This is a genomic window from Micromonospora sp. NPDC050980 (genome assembly GCF_040653835.1).
Lineage (GTDB): Bacteria > Actinomycetota > Actinomycetes > Mycobacteriales > Micromonosporaceae > Micromonospora.
On the sequence record NZ_JBFAGS010000046.1, the window covers coordinates 1 to 18257 of the forward strand.

Here is an 18257-nt window from a genome sequence, read left to right on the forward strand (position 1 = left end):
ACCGACCCCGAACACTCCACCCTCGCCTTCCTCAAGGGCCTCACGCAGGTCGACGGCTGGCAGGACATGCCCCTGACCGACGCCGCGCAGACCGTCCAGGTCTCCGCCTACCCCGACGCCTACGCCCAGTGGGAGCAGCAGGCGGCAGACCTCGTCCACCAGCACTGGAACAAGTAAGCAGACACGCCGAAGGCCGGCACCCGGAAAGGGTGCCGGCCTTCGACGCGCGTACCGGGAAGGGAGGTCAGGCGGAGTAGCCGCGCGTGGCCATCCAGTTCGCCAGGTCGATCGTGGTCACCCAGTACGACGGCAGCGACGGGTCGGCCGAGTCGGCGATCCGCACGGTCCGGCCGTCGTTCTGGTAGCCGACCACGGCGATGTAGTGGCCGCCCGGGAACGAGTGCCAGCCGCCGTTGGTGTCGGTGGCATCACCGGCGACGTTCGAGACGACCGCCCGCCCGTCGTTGACCGCCCGGACGACGTCGGCCTGGAGCTGGTCGATCTGCCCGCGGGTGGCCGCGCCGGGAATCATTCGCGTCCGGTACGGGTCGCCCTTGACCTGCTGGTTGAGCACCCGGGTGGTGTCCTCGGCGGAGTTGGTGCCCATCTCGGTGGTGCCGAGCGCGACGGCCAGGGTGTCCTGGCTGCGCTCGATGCCGTTGGCGCTGAGCGCGTTGCGCACCGCGGCCGGCCCGCAGTAGTAGTAGGTGGTCTGCGCCTGGTAGTCGTAGTCGAGCACTTTGGTCGACGGCGGCTTCGGCTTGGCCTTGCGGGTGGTGGTGTCCGGGTCGGCGGTCTTCGCCGTCGGTGCGGCGCTGGCGCTGGGCGACGCGCTCGGCGATGCGCTCGGCGACGCGCTCGGCGACGCGCTCGGCGACGGGACGGTGATCCGGGCCTCGCTGCGGCCGGCAGTGTCGCCGAGACGGCCACCGAGGTCGGCCACCGAGGCGGTGTTCTCCTGCCGGACCGGGGCCTCGTCGGCGGTGGTGAGGGCGGCGCCGGTGCCGCCGGCCAGCACGAGGGCGGCTGCCGAACCGGCGATGATCTGGTACGGACGTTCGGTCACGAGGCGCCGCAGTTGACGCTTCAGGTAAGGCTGCACGGTGTTCCTCCACGGGGGGTGAGCGGCACGCGCCGGCCCGGCGCGCGGAGGCACTCACGCGCGCTGGTGGACGGCAGGGCCGCGGGAAGCCACGCCCGGACGGCCGGGCGAGGCAGGGGGTCGGGTGGGCGTCGCCGGTCAGGCGAGCGTCGGCACCCGGAGGCCGTGGAGGCAGGGGGACGATCGGGGGCTGGTGGTCACGAGGATGGAACTCCTTCCGTGGCCGCCGACCGGGTTAGCTGACGGATTCGGGCGGGAAGTACGCCCTACCGCGGCCGTGGCTCGCGGATTCACCCCGGTGTTGCTGTGGGTCCCCGGTTCGTGTGTGCACGATTAGGCGGGTCGGCGCGGCGTCGCCATCGGCGATCGGAAACCGCACCGGACGCGCCGACACTACCGGTGGGTACAGGCCCTGCCAAGCGGCACCACCTGCGTAAACACAACTGCCGACTACGGATTTGGAACAGCCTGTCACTCACTTCCCTCAATGGGACAAGGGGCTGCGACGGGCGCCGGCGGGCGGAAAGAGGGACATCCGGCCGGCGGGGAAACGGGCACCAGGCACCGGACCGGTCATGCGTTCGGGCGACCGCGGGCCGGAGGGCGCAGGTGAGCGGCCTCACCACACTCGGTAACGATTCGGCAGAGGTGGCCCGCTCAGCCCACCCGGGCCGGCCGCCAGCGGGCACCGGACGCGGACGCCGGGGCCGGTACGCGGGTCACCGCCGGGGGCCGGGGCGCCGGAACGGGCCGCAACGCCACCGCAGCCGCAAACGCCTCGGCGGCGAGCGTCCGGGCCGACTCGGCGGCCCGTTCGGCGTCCTGCCAGGCCAGACGCTCCCGTTCGGCGGCCACCTCCCAGCCGGCACGGCGCCCGTCCCGGACCGTGCGGGCCAGCGTGATCTCCTGCTCGGCCGGGTGGCGACGCGGATCCCACCCGTTGCGGTGGGCCAGCACGTCGGCGAGTTGGCGGGCGGTCAGGTCGCCCCGCCAGTGCGCGGCCATGGCGGCGTGGTGCAGCCAGCGTTCCCGGGCCGCGTACTCGGTCGGGGTGCGTGGGGTGCGCGGCGCGGGCAACGCGCCGGCACCGGCCAGACGTCGGGCCGCCGTGTCCGCCTCGTCGTACGCGGTCCAGGCCGTGTCCGCCTCGCTCCGCGCGGTCAGCCACTGCTCGCGGCGGCGGCGGGCGGTCTGCGCCGCGCCGGCGGCGGCCACCGCCACCTCGGCGGCGTAGCGGGTCAGGTCGGCGCGGTGAACGGCTTCGGCGTCGACCGGCTCGACCTCGGTCTCACCGTCGCGTTCGGGACGGGCGACCAGCACGGCGAGCAGGACGAGGGCGAGCACGGTCAGGACCGACCAGATGGCGGCGGCCTCGGGAACCGCGGTGAGGAAGTTGAGGAGAACGGTCTGCGACATGGTCGGCACCTCACGGGAGACGATGGCGGGAGGATCCGCACCGGCCGGTCGGCGCGGGGTCGCGCTCGGGCGGCGCCGGACCACCGAGGGGCGGGTGCGGGGTGAGGTTCGGGTGGATGCGGGCCGGCCGCGCCCGTGGTGGTCAGCGGACGGGTGGGGCCGTGGCGGACCAGGGGCGGGCGGGGCCCGTGACCGGTCAGCGGGCGGGCGGGGCCCGCGGGCCGGCCGGTGCCGCCGATTGCCCGGCCGGGATCGGGAACGGACCGGTCGGCGCGACGGCGGCGCCCGCCAGCGGCGGTTCCGCGACGCCGGCCGGGTCGCTCTGCCGGGTGAGGTCGCGTTGCCGGGCGGCGGGGGAGTCGTCGCGCTCCGGTCGCGGGACGGTCGGCGTGCCGACGGCGGCGCGGACCGTCAGGCCGGCGGCCGGGCCACCCGACGCCGGTGCGGCCACACCCGCCGGCAGCGTGGCGGTGCCGAGCGAGAAGGCGACCACCACGGCCAGGCTGGCCAGCATCCGTGCCGCCCAGCGCGCCACCCACCACACGGGACAGGTGAGCGCGATCGGAAGCACGGGTACAAATTACCGCCGATTCCACAGTGCCGCACCGTCGCCGGGCGTGTCGCGACACCGCCGGGCAGGAACGCCACCGGTAGAGACGCCGGCGGGTAAGGACGCCACCGGGCGGGAACACCAGGGAGCCGGTCGGGCCGCTCAGTCCGGTCGGCGCCGCCCGGCGTACTCGATCGGGCGGGAGGTGTCGTCGGCGGCCGACCTCGGCGCCGGCACACCCGGCGCGGCGGCCGGCGCCCGGCGGCGGGACGGGCCGAGGCGGCGCATCATCGGCACCTCCACCCAGCGGTGCAGGGCGGCGGCGAGCGCCAGGGTGAGCAGCAGGAAACCGAGCACCGCGACCGGACCCCGCCAGCCCGGCAACCCGGTGCCCCAGTCGCCGGTGAGCCGCAGGACGGTCACCATGACCAGCACGTGGACCAGATAGAACGCGAACGAGACCTCGCCGAGCCAGACCATCGGACGGGATCGCCAGGGGGTCCGCCGGCCCCGCACGTCGGCGTCCGCCGCGGCGGCGATGACCAGCAGGTACGCCACGGCGAGCAGCGCCGCCCACAGTTCGGCCCGGATCCACAGTGCGGCGATCACCCAGGTGGCGACGAAGAGCAGGCTGGCCGCGGGGAGGTTGGGGCCACGCCAGCGCTGGCGGCGCATCAGCTCGGCCGCGGCGGCGCCCATCCAGAACTCGAAGGACCGGGTGACCGGGAAGATCTGGGTGAACCACCACCGCTGGTCCTCGGGCACCAGGTGCTGACCGGGCCAGAGCGCCAGGATCAGCAGCGGCGCGGCGACCAGCGCCACCCGCAGCCAGCCGGTGCCGGCCCGGCGCAGCCACGGCACCACCAGCGGCAGGCACAGATAGAAGGCCAGCTCGCAGGAGAGCGACCAGCTCACGTTGTTGACGCTGTAGAAGTAGCCGTTGAGCGGGATCCACGCCTGGACCAGGAACAGGTTGCCGATCGCGGCCCACGGCAGGATCGGGTCGGCGAACCAGGCCGCCACGGCCAGCGCCGCCACGAACGTCACCAGGTGATTCGGGTAGATCTTGGCGAACCGGCGGCGCAGGAACGTCCGCGCGCGCTCGCCGTCCCGGTACGACCAGACCAGCACGAACCCGCTGAGGACGAAGAAGAACTCGACCCCGGAGAGGCCGAGGCTGAACGCCTTGTCCACCACCGCCTTCCACTGCGGCTCGGCGATGATCCGCATGGTGCCGGCGTGGAAACCGAAGACCAGCAGGGCGGCGATCCACCGCAGCCCGGTCAGCGACGGCAGCCGCGGCGCGCGGGTGGTGGTCGGGGCACTGGTCATCCCGGGCACCCTACTCCGGTGGTAGGCGGCCGGTTCCCGCACGGCGGCGTCCGGACGGTCACCGGCGGGCGGGCGGATAGGATTTCCGTTCCCGCACCCGTGGGTGCCCCGCTGGCGCCCGCCGGGCCCGTACCGGAAGGTGAGCAGCCGAATGCACCAGAGGATCCTCCTGCGCGCCCGCAAGGGCCCGTTCGACGTGCTGACGCCGGAGGAGACCTTCGGCCGCAACTGGATCAGCGACAACACCGGCAACCTGGTGTTCAGCCACGCCGCGCACAAGCTGCTGGCCACCTCCACGGCGGAGATCACCGCGACCCGCAAACCCGCCGACCCGCGCGACGCCGACGAGATCAACGAGCGCCACGACGTCTTCGTCGTCCCGCTGGCCAACGCCTTCCGCCGCAGCTTCGTCCACCGACTCGAACCGCTCACCCGCCTGATCGAACGGCTCAAGATCCCGGTGGTGGTCCTCGGCGTCGGTGTGCAGACGAACGTCGACGGCGACCGGGAGTACCTGCGCCCGATCGACGACGCGGTCACCGCGTTCTGCCGGGCGGTGCTCGACCGCTCGCACAGCATCGGGGTACGCGGCGAGATCACCGAGAGCTACCTGCGTACCCTCGGCTTCTCTGCGGTGGAGCAGATCGGCTGCCCGTCGATGTTCCTGCACGGCGACAACTTCCGGCTGGAGAAGACCCGGTCCGAGTTGACCGCCGACGCCCGGATCGCGCTGACCATCTCCCCCTACGTCGCCTCGATGGCGCAGGTGGTCCGCCAGCACCGGGAGCGCTACCCGAACCTGTGCTACATCCCGCAGGACCTGCGGACCCTCGGCACGCTGCTCTACGGCGACGCGCCCGAGCACCGGGGCAAGAGCAGCGAGATGCCGCTGCACACCTCGCACCCGCTCTTCGTCGAGGACAAGGTGCGGATGTTCGTCGACCCGTGGACCTGGATGTCGCACCTGTCCGGCTTCGACTTCAACTTCGGCACCCGCATCCACGGCACCATCACGGCGCTGATCGCCGGCACCCCCGGCTACCTCTTCGCGCACGACTCGCGCACCCTGGAACTGGCCCGCTACTTCGACATCCCGCACCGGATCATGCGGGACGTGCCGGCCGACGTCGACGCCGCCGACCTCTACGCGGAGGCCGACTACACTGCGCTGAACGCCGGTCACAAGGAGCGCTTCGCCACGATCACCACGTTCCTGGCCAAGCACGACCTCGGCACGTCGTTCGCCGACGGCGACAGCGCGGCGGCGTTCGACCGGCGGGTCCGCGAGACGGAGTTCCCTCCCGGTGTCCGGCCCGCCGCCGCCACCCCGCCCGCCGAACTGGTGACCCGGATCCAGCGGCTCCGCGACGAGAACCTCAAACTCGCCGACACCGTCCGCACGCTGCGCACCCAGGGGCTGCGCGAGCGGATCAGGCAGGCCGTCCCGGACCCGGTCCGCCGGCTGCTGCGGCGCTGATCGATCGTACGCCTGTACGATCGTGGGCGTGCCGGACATCGCGTACCAGCCCTCGATGCTCGACCTGGCCGAGCAGGGCCCGACCCTGGGCCCGCTCACCGGGCCGACCGGGCGGCACGAGCTGAGCCGGGGCGCCTGGGTCGACCACCTGCCGGGCTGGGTCCGGGGCTCCGACGCGGTGCTCGACACGCTGCGGCACGACGTGCCCTGGCGGGCCGAGCGCCGCACCATGTTCGACACCGAGGTCGACGTGCCCCGGCTGCTCTGCTGGTATGCCGCCGGCCGGGAGCTGCCGCATCCGGTGCTCACCGCCGCCCGCGACGCGCTCACCCGGCACTACGCGCCCGAGCTGGGTGAGCCGTTCGTCACCGCCGGCCTGTGCCTCTACCGCCACGGCCGCGACAGCGTCGCCTGGCACGGCGACACCCAGGGCCGCTCCGCGCACACCGACACCCTTGTCGCCATCGTCTCGTTCGGCTCCCCTCGCGCGTTGCTGCTGCGCCCGCGCGGCGGCGGCCCCAGCCTGCGTTTCCTGCTCGGCCACGGCGACCTGGTGGTGATGGGCGGCTCCTGCCAGCGCACCTGGGAACATGCTGTGCCGAAGACCAGCCGGCCGGTCGGCCCCCGGGTCAGCGTCCAGTTCCGCCCCGCCGGAGTGTCCTGACCGCCCCCCCACCCCCTCACCCGATGATTCACGGAAAGAGGGGCCATTCGGGGCGGGATGGCCCCTCTTTCCGTCAATCAGCGCCCGGAGGTGGGGGGGTGGGTGGGGTGGGTCAGTTGCGGTCGATGTGGTGGCCTACCACGGCGGGGCCGAGCATGACGGCGAAGCCGGAGCCGTCGCGGCGCGGGTCGGCCGGGGGCAGCTCCACCGGGTCGCCGGTGGCCGTCGCGCCCACCGGGCGTGGGCCGATCCAGGCCACCGACAGGTCCGTCTCGCCCTTGAGCAGCCGCTGCGCGCGCACGCCGCCGGTCGCCCGCCCCTTCGCCGGGTACGCCTTGAACGGCGTCACCTTGACCGTGGCGCCGGTCGACGTCACCACCATCTGCTCACCGTGCTGGGCGTCGTCGGCCCGGACCGCGCCGAAGAACACCACCCGCGCCCCGGCGGGCAGGCTGATGCCGGCCATCCCGCCGCCCTTGACGCCCTGCGGCCGGACCAGGGACGCCGCGAAGCGCAGCAGCGACGCCTCCGAGGAGACGAACGCCAACGTCTCGGCGCCGTCGGTCAGCCAGGACGCGCCGACCACCTCGTCGCCGTCCCGCAACGAAATCACTTCGAACTCGTCCGAGCGGACCGGCCAGTCCGGCGCGCACACCTTCACCACACCCTGCCGGGTGCCGAGCGCCAGGCCGGGCGAGCCGTCGGCGGACGCACCCAGCGGCGCGAGCCCGACCACCGTCTCCCCCTGCTCCAGCGGCACCAGCTCGGCCGCCGACATGCCACCGCGCAGCGACACCGTGCCGGACTGCTCCGGCAACACCGGCAACGGCAACACGTCGATCTTGAACGCCCGGCCGGCGCTGGTCACCAGCAGCACCCGACCCCGGGCCGTGGAGTGCACCACGGCGCGTACCGCGTCGTGCTTGACCCGGCCGCTGCGCCGCCGCGCCTCGGCGGCCTCCTCCGACTCGGCCGCGGTCCGCGCCACCAACCCGGTCGCGGAGAGGATCACCTGGCACGGGTCGTCGGCGACCTCCAGCGGCCCCGCCGGCACCGATGCGGCGAGGACCTCCTTCAGGTCGCCGTCGACGAGCGTGGTGCGCCGCTCGGTGGCGAACTGCTTCACCACCGCGGCCAGCTCGTCGGAGACCAGCTTCCGCAGCACCTTCGGGTCGTCGAGGATCTTCGACAGCTCGGCGATCTCGCCGCGCAGCTTCTCCTGCTCGGCCTCCAGCTCCAGCCGGTCGTACTTGGTAAGGCGACGCAGCGGGGTGTCCAGGATGTAGGTGGCCTGGATCTCGGAGAGCTTGAACCTCTGCATCAGGCCGTCCTTGGCGGCCTGGGCGTCCTCGCTGGCCCGGATCAGCCGGACCACCCGGTCGATGTCGAGCAGGGCGATCAGCAGACCGTCGACCAGGTGCAGCCGCTCCTCGCGTCGGCGCCTGCGGTAGGTGCTGCGCCGGGTGACCACCTCGTAGCGGTGGGCGAGGAAGACCTCCAGCAACTCCTTCAGGCCGAGGGTCTGCGGCTGGCCGTCGACCAGGACCAGGTTGTTGACGCCGAACGACTGCTCCAGCGGGGTGAGCCGGTAGAGGTCGGCCAGCAACGCCTGCGGGTTGACCCCGACCTTGCACTCGATGACCAGGCGGGTGCCGTTCTCCCGGTCGGTGAGGTCCTTGACGTCGGCGATGCCGGTCAGCCGCTTGGTCTTGTTGACCTCGTTGGTGATGGCGGCGATGACCTTCTCCGCGCCGACGCCGTAGGGCAGCTCGGTGACGGTGATGGCCTGCCGGCCGCGGCTGCCCTCCAGCGGGCCGGTCTGCACCCGGGCCCGCATCCGCACCACGCCGCGCCCGGTCTCGTACGCCCGGCGCACCTCGTCCAAACCGAGCAGCAGCCCGCCGGTGGGCAGGTCCGGGCCGGGGACGAACTCCATGAGCTTGTCCAGCGGGGCGTCCGGGTGGTTGATCAGCCACCGGGCGGCCTGCACCACCTCGCCGAGGTTGTGCGGGATCATGTTCGTCGCCATGCCGACGGCGATGCCGGACGCGCCGTTGACGAGCAGGTTCGGGAACGCCGCCGGCAGCACGGTGGGCTGGGTCAGCGAGCCGTCGTAGTTGGGCTCGACGTCGACGGTGTCCTCGCCCAGCTCTCCGACGAGCAGCATCGCCTCCCGCGACATCCGGGCCTCGGTGTAGCGCGCGGCGGCCGGACCGTCGTCCGGTGACCCGAAGTTGCCGTGCCCGTCGATGAGCGGGGCATTGAGGGAGAAGTCCTGCGCCAGCCGCACCATGGCGTCGTAGATCGCGGTGTCGCCGTGCGGGTGGTACTTGCCCATCGTGTCGCCGACGATACGGGCGCTCTTGACGTGCCCCCGGTCGGGGCGGTGGCCTTGCTCGTACATCGACCAGAGGATGCGCCGGTGCACCGGCTTGAGCCCGTCCCGGGCGTCCGGCAGGGCGCGGGAGTGGATGACCGAGAACGCGTATTCCAGGTAGGAGTCGGAAACCTCGGTGACCAGCGGGTTGTCGAAGACCCGGGCGCCGGCCTGGTCGAAGGCGGAGAGATCCGCCTTGGCGCGGTCGTCCTTGCGGCGTGCCATGGTGCAGCTTCCTTCCGAAACGAACGCGGTGGTCAGGCGTCGATGGCGTCGCGGTCGACGCGGTCGGCGGAGTCGATGAGCCAGTTGCGGCGGGGCTCGACCTTCTCGCCCATGAGCAGTTCGAGGACACGCTCGGCGGCCTCGACGTCGTCGAGCGTGATCCGGCGGACCGCCCGGGTGGCCGGATTCATGGTGGTCTCCCACAGCTCGTCGGCATCCATCTCGCCGAGGCCCTTGAAACGCGGGATCGGCGTGACGATCTGCTTACCGGCCTTCTCCAGCTTGCGGACCGTCGCCTCCATCTCGGCCTGGGTGTAGGTGTAGACGGTCTGCGGGTGACGGCCCCTCGTGGTGATCTTGTGCAGGGGTGGCATCGCCGCGTAGAGCCGGCCGGCCTCGATCAACGGCCGCATGTAGCGGGCGAAGAGCGTGATCAGCAGCGTCCGGATGTGCGCGCCGTCGACGTCCGCGTCGGCCATGATCAGCACCCGGCCGTAGCGCAGGGTGGACAGGTCGAAGGTGCGCCCGGAGCCGGCGCCCAGCACCTGCACGATCGCCGCGCACTCGGCATTGTCCAGCACCTGCTGGAGACTGGCCTTCTGCACGTTGAGGATCTTGCCGCGGATCGGAAGAAGCGCCTGATATTCGGCGGATCGGGCAAGTCGCCCTGTCCCGAGGGCGCTGTCCCCCTCCACGATAAACAATTCACTTCTTTCGATGCCCGACGCGCGGCAGTCGACCAGCTTGGCCGGCATGGCCGCGCCCTCCAGCGCGGTCTTGCGGCGGGCGGCGTCCTTCTGCTGCTTCTGGGTGAGCCGGACCCGGGCCGCGTCGACGATCTTCTGGAGCACCGTGCGGGCCTCGGCCTTGGTGCGACGGTCGTCCAGCCAGCTCCTGAGGTGCGCCTCGACCAGCCCCTGGAGCACCTTGGTGATGCCGGCGGTGGAGAGCTCGTCCTTGGTCTGCGAGGTGAACTGCGGCTCCGGGATGCGCACGTGCACCACCGCGGTCATGCCCTCCAGGACGTCGTCCAGGGTGGGCGCGTCCTCCTTGGGCTTGAGCAGGCCGCGGGCGTTGCGGGCGGCCTCGGCCAGGGTGCGGGCCAGGGCCCGCTCGAAGCCCTTGCGGTGGGTGCCGCCGTGGGCGTTGCGGATGGTGTTGGTGAAGCACTCGACGGTGCGGTCGTAGCCGGTGCCCCAGCGGAACGCGATCTCCACCTCGGCGCGGCGCTGCACGTTGGACTGCATGACGCCGTTGGCGTCGGCGGCGTTCTCGCGGTAGGTGCCCTCGCCGGTGACCAGCAGCGTGCCGGAGACCGGTCGGTCGCCGGCCGGGGCGAGGAACTCCACCATGTCGGTCAGGCCGTCGGGGAAGTGGAAACGCTCGTCGACGGGCTGCTCGGCGGTCTCGTCGCGCAGCCGGTAGGCCACGCCGGGAACGAGGAAGGCGGTGTTGCGCAGCTTGAGCCGGACCGCGTCGGTGTCGAGCGCGGCCCCGGTCTCGAAGTAGCGGGGATCGTGCCACCAGCGGATCGAGGTGCCGGTGCGCTGGCCGCGCTTCATCGCCCCGACGATCTGGAGGCCGGGGCCGGGGGTGAACGGCGCGTCCGGGCCGTCGCCGTCGAAGACCCCGGGCACGCCGTGGCGGAACGACATGGCGTGGACCTTGCCGCCGCGGCGGACGGTGACGTCGAAGCGGCGGGAGAGGGCGTTGACCGCCGAGGCGCCCACGCCGTGCAGGCCGCCGGAGGTCTTGTAGCCCGAGCCGCCGAACTTGCCACCGGCGTGCAGCCGGGTGAGCACCAGCTCGACGCCGGAGATGCCGGACTTGGCGTGCACGTCCGTCGGGATGCCCCGGCCGTCGTCGTCGACCTGCACCGAGCCGTCGGCGTGCAGGAACACGTCGACGGTGGTGGCGTGACCGGCGACGCCCTCGTCGGTGGAGTTGTCGAGGATCTCGTTGACGAGGTGACCCACGCCACGGCTGTCGGTCGAGCCGATGTACATGCCGGGGCGCTTCCGGACGGCGTCGAGGCCCTCCAGGTGGGTCAGGTCGTCGGCCCCGTAGAGCGTCTCAGGCTGTGCGGTCAACTGGTCGTACTCCCAGGTCTCGGCGGTGTGGTGCCGTTCACCGTGTGCTGCCCCGCGGCGATCGCCGGGCGCGGCGCGCCGCAGCGAGCCTAGCCGGGCGCCCCGACAGGTCGGCGGCACCGGGGCGGTGCGTTGCGCGATCGACCCACCGGCCGGCGTGCGCCGACGGCGGCCGGGCGCGGTGGGCGGGCGTCCGGGCGGCACAACGACCGGCACACCGGATGTCTTCCCCGCGCCGGCCGGCGACGCCGCTCGCGGATGTCGGACCATTGACGTCCGTCACACGCGCGTGATCTGATCGCCCCCCTGAAGAATCTTTCACATTTCGATGTCTGGGAGGTCGGGCATGTCCGTGTTCCGTCGTTCCGCGCTCGCGGCGGCGCTCGCGCTCGCCGCGGTGGCGCTGCCGGCCGCCGTGGCGCCCGCCCGGCCGGCCACCGCCGCGCTGCCCACCGCAGCGGTCGCGCTGGGGGACAGCTTCATCAGCGGCGAGGGTGCCGGGGCGTACGCGCCGGTGGTGGACGTCAACGGGGTGACCCAGGGCTTCCCCGGCTGGTCCGCCGCGAACGCCAACGCCTACTTCTGCCACCGCTCACCGAACGCCTCGCTGTTCCAGGCCGACCTGCCGGGTATCTCCGCGCGGTTCAACCTGGCCTGCTCGGGCGGGCAGCCGTACGACATCGCCAGCGCCTCGGCCACCCGGGCGAAGGGACGGCAGGTGGCCGCCCAGCTCGACCAGCTCCGGGCGGTGGCCCGCACCCACGACATCGACCTGGTGCTGGTGGGGCTCGGCTCGAACAACAGCTCGTTCACCTTCGGCAGCGTGGCGGAGAAGTGCGCCAACCGGTTCATCGCCGACGCCTGGACCGGCTGGTGGGAGTTCTGGGCCTACCTGGGCGGGCCGGTGGAGCAGAAGCCGTGCACGGACGCCGACCTGGGCACCGCCGCGCAGTTCAGCGCCGCCACCGCGGAGACCACCGCCGCGCTGCGGCAGCTCCTCACCACGCTCGACGAGATCGACGCGGACGGCCAGCACCGGGTGGTGTTCCAGGACTACACAAACCCGCTGCCGTACGAGCTGAACCAGAGCTACTGGAGCGAGGACGGCCGGGACGACAACCGGGACAAGTTCCGCGCCCTGGGCGCCGAGCGGTACGCGGCCGGCTGCCCGATCCACCGGGCCAGCCTGGCGCCCGGGCAGCGCTTCTCGCAGGGGCTCGGCTCCCTGGTCAGCTCCGTGCGCGGCACGCTCGCCGCCGAGTTCCCGACCGACGACCTGGTCTACCTGAACGTGCAGCGCGCGTTCGACGGGGCCCGGCTCTGCGAGTCGACCGGCAGCCCGGGCAACGCCCTGGCCACCCCGATCCGGTTGATGGACGGCCCGAGCGGCGTCTTCGTCACCAGCCTCTCCGGCAAGGACAAGATCGACATCCAGCGGATCGCGAACACCTGCGGCACCTACTTCCAGACCTGCCAGGAGTCGTGGCACCCGAACGCCGCCGGGCACAAGGTGCTCGGCCGGTGCCTGGCCGGGGCGGCGGCGACCGGCGCCCGTACCGTCTCCTGTGTCCGTGCGCCGGACGGCACGGTGAGCGTGAGCTGAGCGCGACGGCCGGCGTCCCGCGTCGCGGGGCGCCGGCCGGGTCAGGCCCGGGTCGCGGTGCCGAGCACGTGCGGCGAGGCCGGCGCGGGGAGGCCGGTCGGCGGGAAGCGGAACCGGTCCAGCCCGGTCACCGTGAAGCCGGCGTCCCGGATCGCCCCCACCGTGTCCCGAGCGGTGTGGCAGCCGGCGCACAGCAGCGGCCACAGCGTGGCGTCGGCGAGGCGTTGGGCCCGGCGCAGGCCCGGCGTCGCGGCCACCACGTGCTCGTAGAAGCGCAGTTCGCCGCCGGGCCGCAGCACCCGGCGCGCCTCCCGCAACGCCACCGCCTGGTCCGGCACCGAGCAGAGCACGAGGGACAGCACCACCGCGTCGGCGGCGCCGTCGGCGACCGGCAGCGCCTCGGCCAGCCCGGCGGCGACGGTCACCGGCACCGGGGCGCCAGGGGCGGCGGCGCGGGCCAGGGCACGCAGGCGTCGTTCCGGCTCGACGGCCAGCACCCGGGTCACCCCGGGCGGGTAGTGCGCCAGGTTGCGCCCGTTGCCGGCGCCGACCTCGACCACCCGGCCACGCAGCCCGGCCACCAGGCGGCGGCGGTGCGCGGCGGCACCGGCCCGGTCCATCGCGACGCTGGCGCGGGCGAAGAGCCGGGCGAAGACCGGATGGGAGACCGCCATCAGTGACCGGCCGGCGCGGCGCGGAGGGTGAGCAGGAGCGGACCGGCGGCCCCGTCGACCAGGTCGCCGAGGCGCACCTCGTCGAGCACGGCGAGGAAGGCGGCCTGCGCGCGGCGCAGCTCCCCGCGCAGCCGGCACCCGGCGACCAGCGGGCAGGCCGGTTCGTTGCAGTTCACCACCTCGCCGTCGCCCTCGAAGGCGCGGACCACCCGCCCGACGGTGAGGTCACCGGCGTGCTCGGCGAAGGCCACCCCGCCGGAGCGACCCCGGATGGTCACCAGGACGCCGATCCGTTGCAGCCGCTGCACCACCTTGGCGACGTGACTGCGGGGCAGCGCGAGCCCGGTGGCGAGCTCGTCCACGGTGGCCCGGGTCGGTGACGCGGCGGTCAGCATGGCGATCCGCAGCGCCATGTCGGTCGACCGGTTGAGCCTCACGCACCGACCCTAGCCACTCCGTCCCGACCGCGTCACGCGCGGATCGGCCCGCCCCCGCGCCGGAAAAACAGGAGTTCACCGGCCCGGTTTCCGCGTCGAGGTGTTGACCAGGGGCCGAACCCTCCACGCCGGAGCCGCCCGGCCCGGAGAAGTCGACGATCTCCAGGTTAGGCGCGGATCGCGAGGGTAGGGATCCAGCCATGCACGTGCTGGGCATCAACGCGATCTTCCACGACCCGGCCGCCGCCCTGGTGGTCGACGGCCGGGTGGTGGCCGCCGCCGAAGAGGAACGCTTCAGCCGCCGCAAGCACGGCAAGCGGCCGGTGCCGTTCTCCGCCTGGGAGCTGCCCGAGCTGTCCGCCGCGTGGTGCCTGGCCGAGGCCGGCATCGACGTCGACCGGCTCGACGCCGTCGCGTACTCCTTCGATCCCGGCCTGTGCCGCGACCCGGCCGAGTTGGGCCTCGCCGACCCGTGGGACGGGCTACGGGTCGACTACGCGCGACGGGCGCCGCAGTTCCTCGCCGCCGCGCTGCCCGGGCTCGACCCGGAGCGGGTGCGGTTCGTGCCGCACCACGTGGCGCACGCCGCGTCCGCCGGGCTGGCGGCGCCGCCGGCCGGCGACGACACCGCGGTGCTGGTGCTCGACGGTCGGGGCGAGGTGGCCAGCCACCTGGCCGGCGTCTACCGGGGCGGGCGGTTGTCCCCGCTGCGTTCGCAGGAGCTGCCGCACTCCCTCGGCCTGCTCTACGAGGACCTGACCCGGCACCTGGGTTTCCTGCACTCCAGCGACGAGTACAAGGTGATGGCGCTCGCCTCCTACGGCTCGCCGAAGCACCTGGACACGCTGCGGGAACTGGTCCGGGTCACCGACGACGGCGGTTTCCGGGTGGAGCGGATCGACTGGTCGAGCCTGGCCAAGCGGGTCGAGGCGGGCGCGGAGCTGGGTGCGGCGCACGCCGACCTGGCCGCCAGCGTGCAGCGGCGGCTGGAGGAGGTCGTGCTCGACCTGGCCCGCTGGCTGTACGACGCCGCAGGCGGCGCCCGCACGCTGGCGATGGCCGGCGGGGTGGCGCTGAACTGCGTGGCGAACGCCCGGATCGCCGCCGAGGGGCCGTACCGCGACGTGTGGGTGCAGCCGGCGGCCGGCGACGCCGGCACGGCGCTCGGCGCGGCCCTGCACGTCGCCGGTGAACTGGGCGACCGGTCGGCCCCGATGACCGGGGTGGACCTCGGTCGGGGCTGGTCGGACGAGGAGTTGGAGGCGGAGCTGCGGCGCGCGGCGCTGCCGTACACCCGACCGGAGTCGATCGCCGCCGAGGCGGCCCGGGTGCTCGCCGACAACGGCATCGTCGCCTGGTACCAGGGACGCAGCGAGTACGGCCCGCGGGCGCTGGGCCACCGGTCGCTGCTCGCCCACCCCGGCGACCGGGACACCACCCGCCGGATGAACGACGTGAAGGGCCGCGAGCAGTTCCGCCCGATCGCCCCGATGGTGCGCGCGGAACGCTTCCCGGACGTGTTCGAGGGGGTGTACCCGAGCCCGTACATGCTGTTCGTGCACCGGGTGAAGCCGGGCTGGCGGGACCGCATCCCGGCGGTCACCCACGTCGACGGCACGGCCCGGGTGCAGACCGTGCACCCGGGGACCGAGCCGCTGGTGGCCGAGCTGCTCGCCGAGTTCGAGCGGCGCACCGGGTTGCCGGTGGTGGTGAACACGTCGCTCAACACCGCCGGACGGCCCATGGTGGACACGCCGCGCGAGGCGATGGAGCTGTTCGGTTCCGCGCCGGTGGACCTGCTCGCGCTGGGCCCGTTCGCGGTGCACCGCCGGGCACTGGGCGGTGCCCGGTGATCAGCCTGGTGGTGCCCACGCTGGGCCGGCCCAGCCTGGTCGCGCTGCTGGACGCGCTTGCCGGCCAGCTCGGCGGACCGGCCGGCGACGGGACGGCCGACGTGGAGCTGCTGCTCGTCGACGACCGGCGGCGCGACGCCGGTGAGCTGGCCGTGCCGGGGGCGCTGACCGCGTACACGAAGGTGCTGACCGGGCGCGGCGCGGGCCCGGCGGCGGCCCGCAACCTGGGCTGGCGCGCGGCCCGGGGCGAGTGGGTGGTCTTCCTCGACGACGACGTGGTGCCGGCCCCGGACTGGCTGGTCCGGTTGCGCGCCGACCTGGCCGTGGCCGGCCGGGTCGGCGGCGTGCAGGGCGTGGTGGACGTGCCACTGCCGGCGCATCGGCGACCCACCGACTGGGAACGCGGCACCGCCGGGCTCGCCGAGAGCCGGTGGATCACCGCGGACATGGCGTACCGCCGGGCCGCGCTCGCCGCGGTCGGTGGGTTCGACGAGCGTTTCCCGCGCGCCTACCGGGAGGACGCCGAGCTGGCCCACCGGGTCCGGCGCGCCGGCTGGGAGCTGGTGCGCGGCTCGCGGCGGGTGACCCACCCGGTGCGCCCGGAGAGCCGCTGGGTCAGCCTGCGCACCCAGCGCGGCAACGCCGACGACGCGCTGCTGCGCCGCCGCTACGGCCCCCGGTGGCGCACCGAGCTGGACCTGCCGCCGGGACGGCGGCCCCGACACGCCGCGGTCACCGCCGCCGCCGCGGTGGCGCTGGCCGCCGCGGCGACCCGCGCCGCCGGCCGCCGGCCGCGGGCGCTCGGCGTCGTCGGCGGGCTGGCCGCGCTCGGCTGGGCGGCCGGGACCGCCGAGTTCGCCCGGGCCCGGATCGCGCCCGGTCCGCGCACCCCGGACGAGGTCGTCACCATGCTGGCCACCAGCGTGCTCATCCCGCCGCTGGCGACGGTCCACTGGGTACGCGGCTGGTGGCGCGCCCGCGCCGTCGCGGCCGGGGACGGCCGCTGATGTCCGGCCTCTACGACGCGGTGCTGCTGGACCGCGACGGCACGCTGGTGGAGGACGTGCCGTACAACGGCGATCCGGAGAAGGTGCGTCCGCTGCCGGGCGCCCGGGAGGCGTTGGACCGGCTGCGTGCCGCCGGGCTGCGGCTGGCCGTGGTGACCAACCAGTCCGGCCTGGCCCGGGGTCTGTTCACCGGCACGCAGATGCGGGCCGTGCACGCCCGGATCGAGGAGTTGCTCGGGCCGTTCGACCACTGGGCCGTCTGCCCGCACGACGACGGCGACGGCTGCGGCTGCCGCAAGCCCGCGCCCGGTCTGGTGCACGCCGCCGCCCGGGCGCTCGGCACCACCGCGAGCCGGTGCGTGCTGGTCGGTGACATCGGCCGGGACATGACCGCCGCGCTGGCCGCCGGCGCCACCGGTGTCCTGGTGCCGACTGCGGTCACCCGGCCGGAGGAGGTGGCCGCCGCGCCGGCCGTGGCCGCCGGCCTGCCCGGCGCGGTGGACGAGATCCTACGACGCGCCCGGGCGGTCCGGCCGGTGACGCCGCGCACCACCCGGGCCGGCACCGTGCTCGTGGTCCGCAGCGACTCCGCCGGGGACGTGCTGGTGACCGGGCCGGGCATCCGGGCGGTCGCGGCCGGCGCGGACCGGGTGGTGCTGCTGTGCGGGCCGCGCGGCCGGGCCGCCGCCGAGTTGCTGCCCGGCGTCGACGAGGTCGTCGAGTGGCCGCTGCCCTGGATCGACGGCTCCCCCGCGCCGGTGGACCCGGACGACATGCGGCGGTTGACCGGCCGGCTCGCGGCGGTACGCGCCGACGAGGCGGTCGTCTTCACGTCCTTCCACCAGTCCGCCCTGCCGCTGGCCCTGCTGCTGCGGATGGCCGGGGTGCGGCGGGTCAGCGCGATCAGCGACGACTACCCCGGCAGCCTCCTCGACGTCCGCCACCGGGTGCCGGCCGGCGTGCCCGAACCCGAACGCGCCCTGTCGTTGGCCGCCGCCGCCGGCTTCGGCCTGCCCGAGCACGACGAACCCGCGCTGCGGGTGCGGACCGGGCCGGGACCGCGACCGCCCGGCGGGGACCACGTCGTGGTGCATCCCGGCGCGTCGGTGCCGGCGCGCGCCTGCCCGCCCCGGCGCTGGGCACGGATCGTGGCCGCGCTGGCCGCCGACGGGCGGCGGGTGCTGGTGACCGGCGGGCCGGGCGAACGGGAACTGACCGCCGAGGTGGCCGTGGCCGGTGGCGTGGACCTGGGCGGTACGACGGACCTCGCCGGGCTGGCCCGGCTGCTGGCCGGCGCCCGGTGCCTGGTGGTGGGCAACACCGGCCCGGCGCACCTGGCCGCCGCGGTCGGCACCCCGGTGGTGAGCCTGTTCGCGCCGACCGTGCCGTTCGGCCAGTGGGGGCCCTACCGGGTGCCGACGGTCCGCCTCGGCGACGCCGCCGCGCCCTG

General features: G+C 74.1%; 14 protein-coding genes and 1 riboswitch. Of the genes, 6 read left to right on the forward strand and 8 right to left on the reverse strand.

Annotated elements, in window-relative coordinates; translation table 11 throughout:
- Nucleotides 1-244: 244 nt before the first annotated feature.
- The 4 genes from AB0H28_RS29615 to AB0H28_RS29630 all read right to left on the reverse strand — a co-directional run bounded on the left by AB0H28_RS29615 (nt 245) and on the right by AB0H28_RS29630 (nt 4400).
- Nucleotides 245-1102 carry a C39 family peptidase gene (locus tag AB0H28_RS29615; RefSeq protein WP_358047298.1) on the reverse strand — a complete coding sequence of 286 codons (858 nt, stop codon included), beginning with the start codon at nt 1100-1102 and terminating at the stop codon, nt 245-247.
- 209 nt (nt 1103-1311) lie between these two features.
- Nucleotides 1312-1452: riboswitch (cyclic di-AMP (ydaO/yuaA leader) on the reverse strand.
- A gap of 307 nt (nt 1453-1759) precedes the next feature.
- Complete coding sequence (locus AB0H28_RS29620) at nt 1760-2518, reverse strand: hypothetical protein (RefSeq protein WP_358047301.1); 759 nt, start codon at nt 2516-2518, stop codon at nt 1760-1762.
- A 196-nt stretch (nt 2519-2714) separates the two neighbouring features.
- Nucleotides 2715-3089, reverse strand: coding sequence for a hypothetical protein (locus tag AB0H28_RS29625; RefSeq protein ID WP_358047304.1), 375 nt, complete (start codon nt 3087-3089; stop codon nt 2715-2717).
- Nucleotides 3090-3230: 141 nt separating this feature from the next.
- On the reverse strand, nt 3231-4400 hold the full coding sequence (locus tag AB0H28_RS29630) for an acyltransferase (RefSeq protein WP_358047307.1): 1170 nt from the start codon (nt 4398-4400) through the stop codon (nt 3231-3233).
- A gap of 151 nt (nt 4401-4551) precedes the next feature.
- Between AB0H28_RS29630 and AB0H28_RS29635 the strand changes: the two genes are divergently transcribed.
- Nucleotides 4552-5877 carry a polysaccharide pyruvyl transferase family protein gene (locus AB0H28_RS29635; RefSeq protein WP_358047310.1) on the forward strand — a complete coding sequence of 442 codons (1326 nt, stop codon included), beginning with the start codon at nt 4552-4554 and terminating at the stop codon, nt 5875-5877.
- A gap of 55 nt (nt 5878-5932) precedes the next feature.
- Nucleotides 5933-6541, forward strand: coding sequence for an alpha-ketoglutarate-dependent dioxygenase AlkB (locus tag AB0H28_RS29640; RefSeq protein ID WP_358047334.1), 609 nt, complete (start codon nt 5933-5935; stop codon nt 6539-6541).
- A gap of 112 nt (nt 6542-6653) precedes the next feature.
- Here AB0H28_RS29640 and AB0H28_RS29645 read toward each other — a convergent pair whose 3' ends face one another.
- Nucleotides 6654-9143: a DNA topoisomerase (ATP-hydrolyzing) gene (locus tag AB0H28_RS29645; RefSeq protein ID WP_358047313.1), complete on the reverse strand. Its 2490-nt coding sequence runs from the start codon at nt 9141-9143 to the stop codon at nt 6654-6656.
- A gap of 32 nt (nt 9144-9175) precedes the next feature.
- Entirely contained in the window at nt 9176-11317 is a 2142-nt protein-coding gene (locus AB0H28_RS29650; RefSeq protein ID WP_358047337.1) for a DNA topoisomerase IV subunit B, read from the reverse strand.
- A 262-nt stretch (nt 11318-11579) separates the two neighbouring features.
- Here AB0H28_RS29650 and AB0H28_RS29655 point away from each other — a divergent pair, with 262 nt between their 5' ends.
- Nucleotides 11580-12836: a hypothetical protein gene (locus AB0H28_RS29655; RefSeq protein WP_358047316.1), complete on the forward strand. Its 1257-nt coding sequence runs from the start codon at nt 11580-11582 to the stop codon at nt 12834-12836.
- A 41-nt stretch (nt 12837-12877) separates the two neighbouring features.
- Here the strand turns inward: AB0H28_RS29655 and AB0H28_RS29660 are convergent, their stop codons facing one another.
- On the reverse strand, nt 12878-13510 hold the full coding sequence (locus AB0H28_RS29660) for a methyltransferase domain-containing protein (protein ID WP_358047319.1): 633 nt from the start codon (nt 13508-13510) through the stop codon (nt 12878-12880).
- Nucleotides 13510-13947, reverse strand: a complete 438-nt coding sequence (locus AB0H28_RS29665) for an Rrf2 family transcriptional regulator (RefSeq protein ID WP_358047322.1) — start codon at nt 13945-13947, stop codon at nt 13510-13512. Before AB0H28_RS29665 ends, AB0H28_RS29660 begins: the two co-directional genes overlap by 1 nt.
- 200 nt (nt 13948-14147) lie before the next feature.
- On the opposite strand from AB0H28_RS29665, the gene AB0H28_RS29670 reads away from it, so the two are divergent.
- The 3 genes from AB0H28_RS29670 to AB0H28_RS29680 all read left to right on the forward strand — a co-directional run.
- Nucleotides 14148-15800: a carbamoyltransferase C-terminal domain-containing protein gene (locus AB0H28_RS29670; RefSeq protein ID WP_358047325.1), complete on the forward strand. Its 1653-nt coding sequence runs from the start codon at nt 14148-14150 to the stop codon at nt 15798-15800.
- On the forward strand, nt 15797-16807 hold the full coding sequence (locus AB0H28_RS29675; RefSeq protein WP_358047328.1) for a glycosyltransferase: 1011 nt from the start codon (nt 15797-15799) through the stop codon (nt 16805-16807). The genes AB0H28_RS29670 and AB0H28_RS29675 overlap by 4 nt, the downstream gene beginning before the upstream one ends.
- On the forward strand, nt 16807-18257 hold a 1451-nt coding region (locus tag AB0H28_RS29680), incomplete at its 3' end, for an HAD-IIIA family hydrolase (protein ID WP_358047331.1). The genes AB0H28_RS29675 and AB0H28_RS29680, both read left to right, overlap by 1 nt.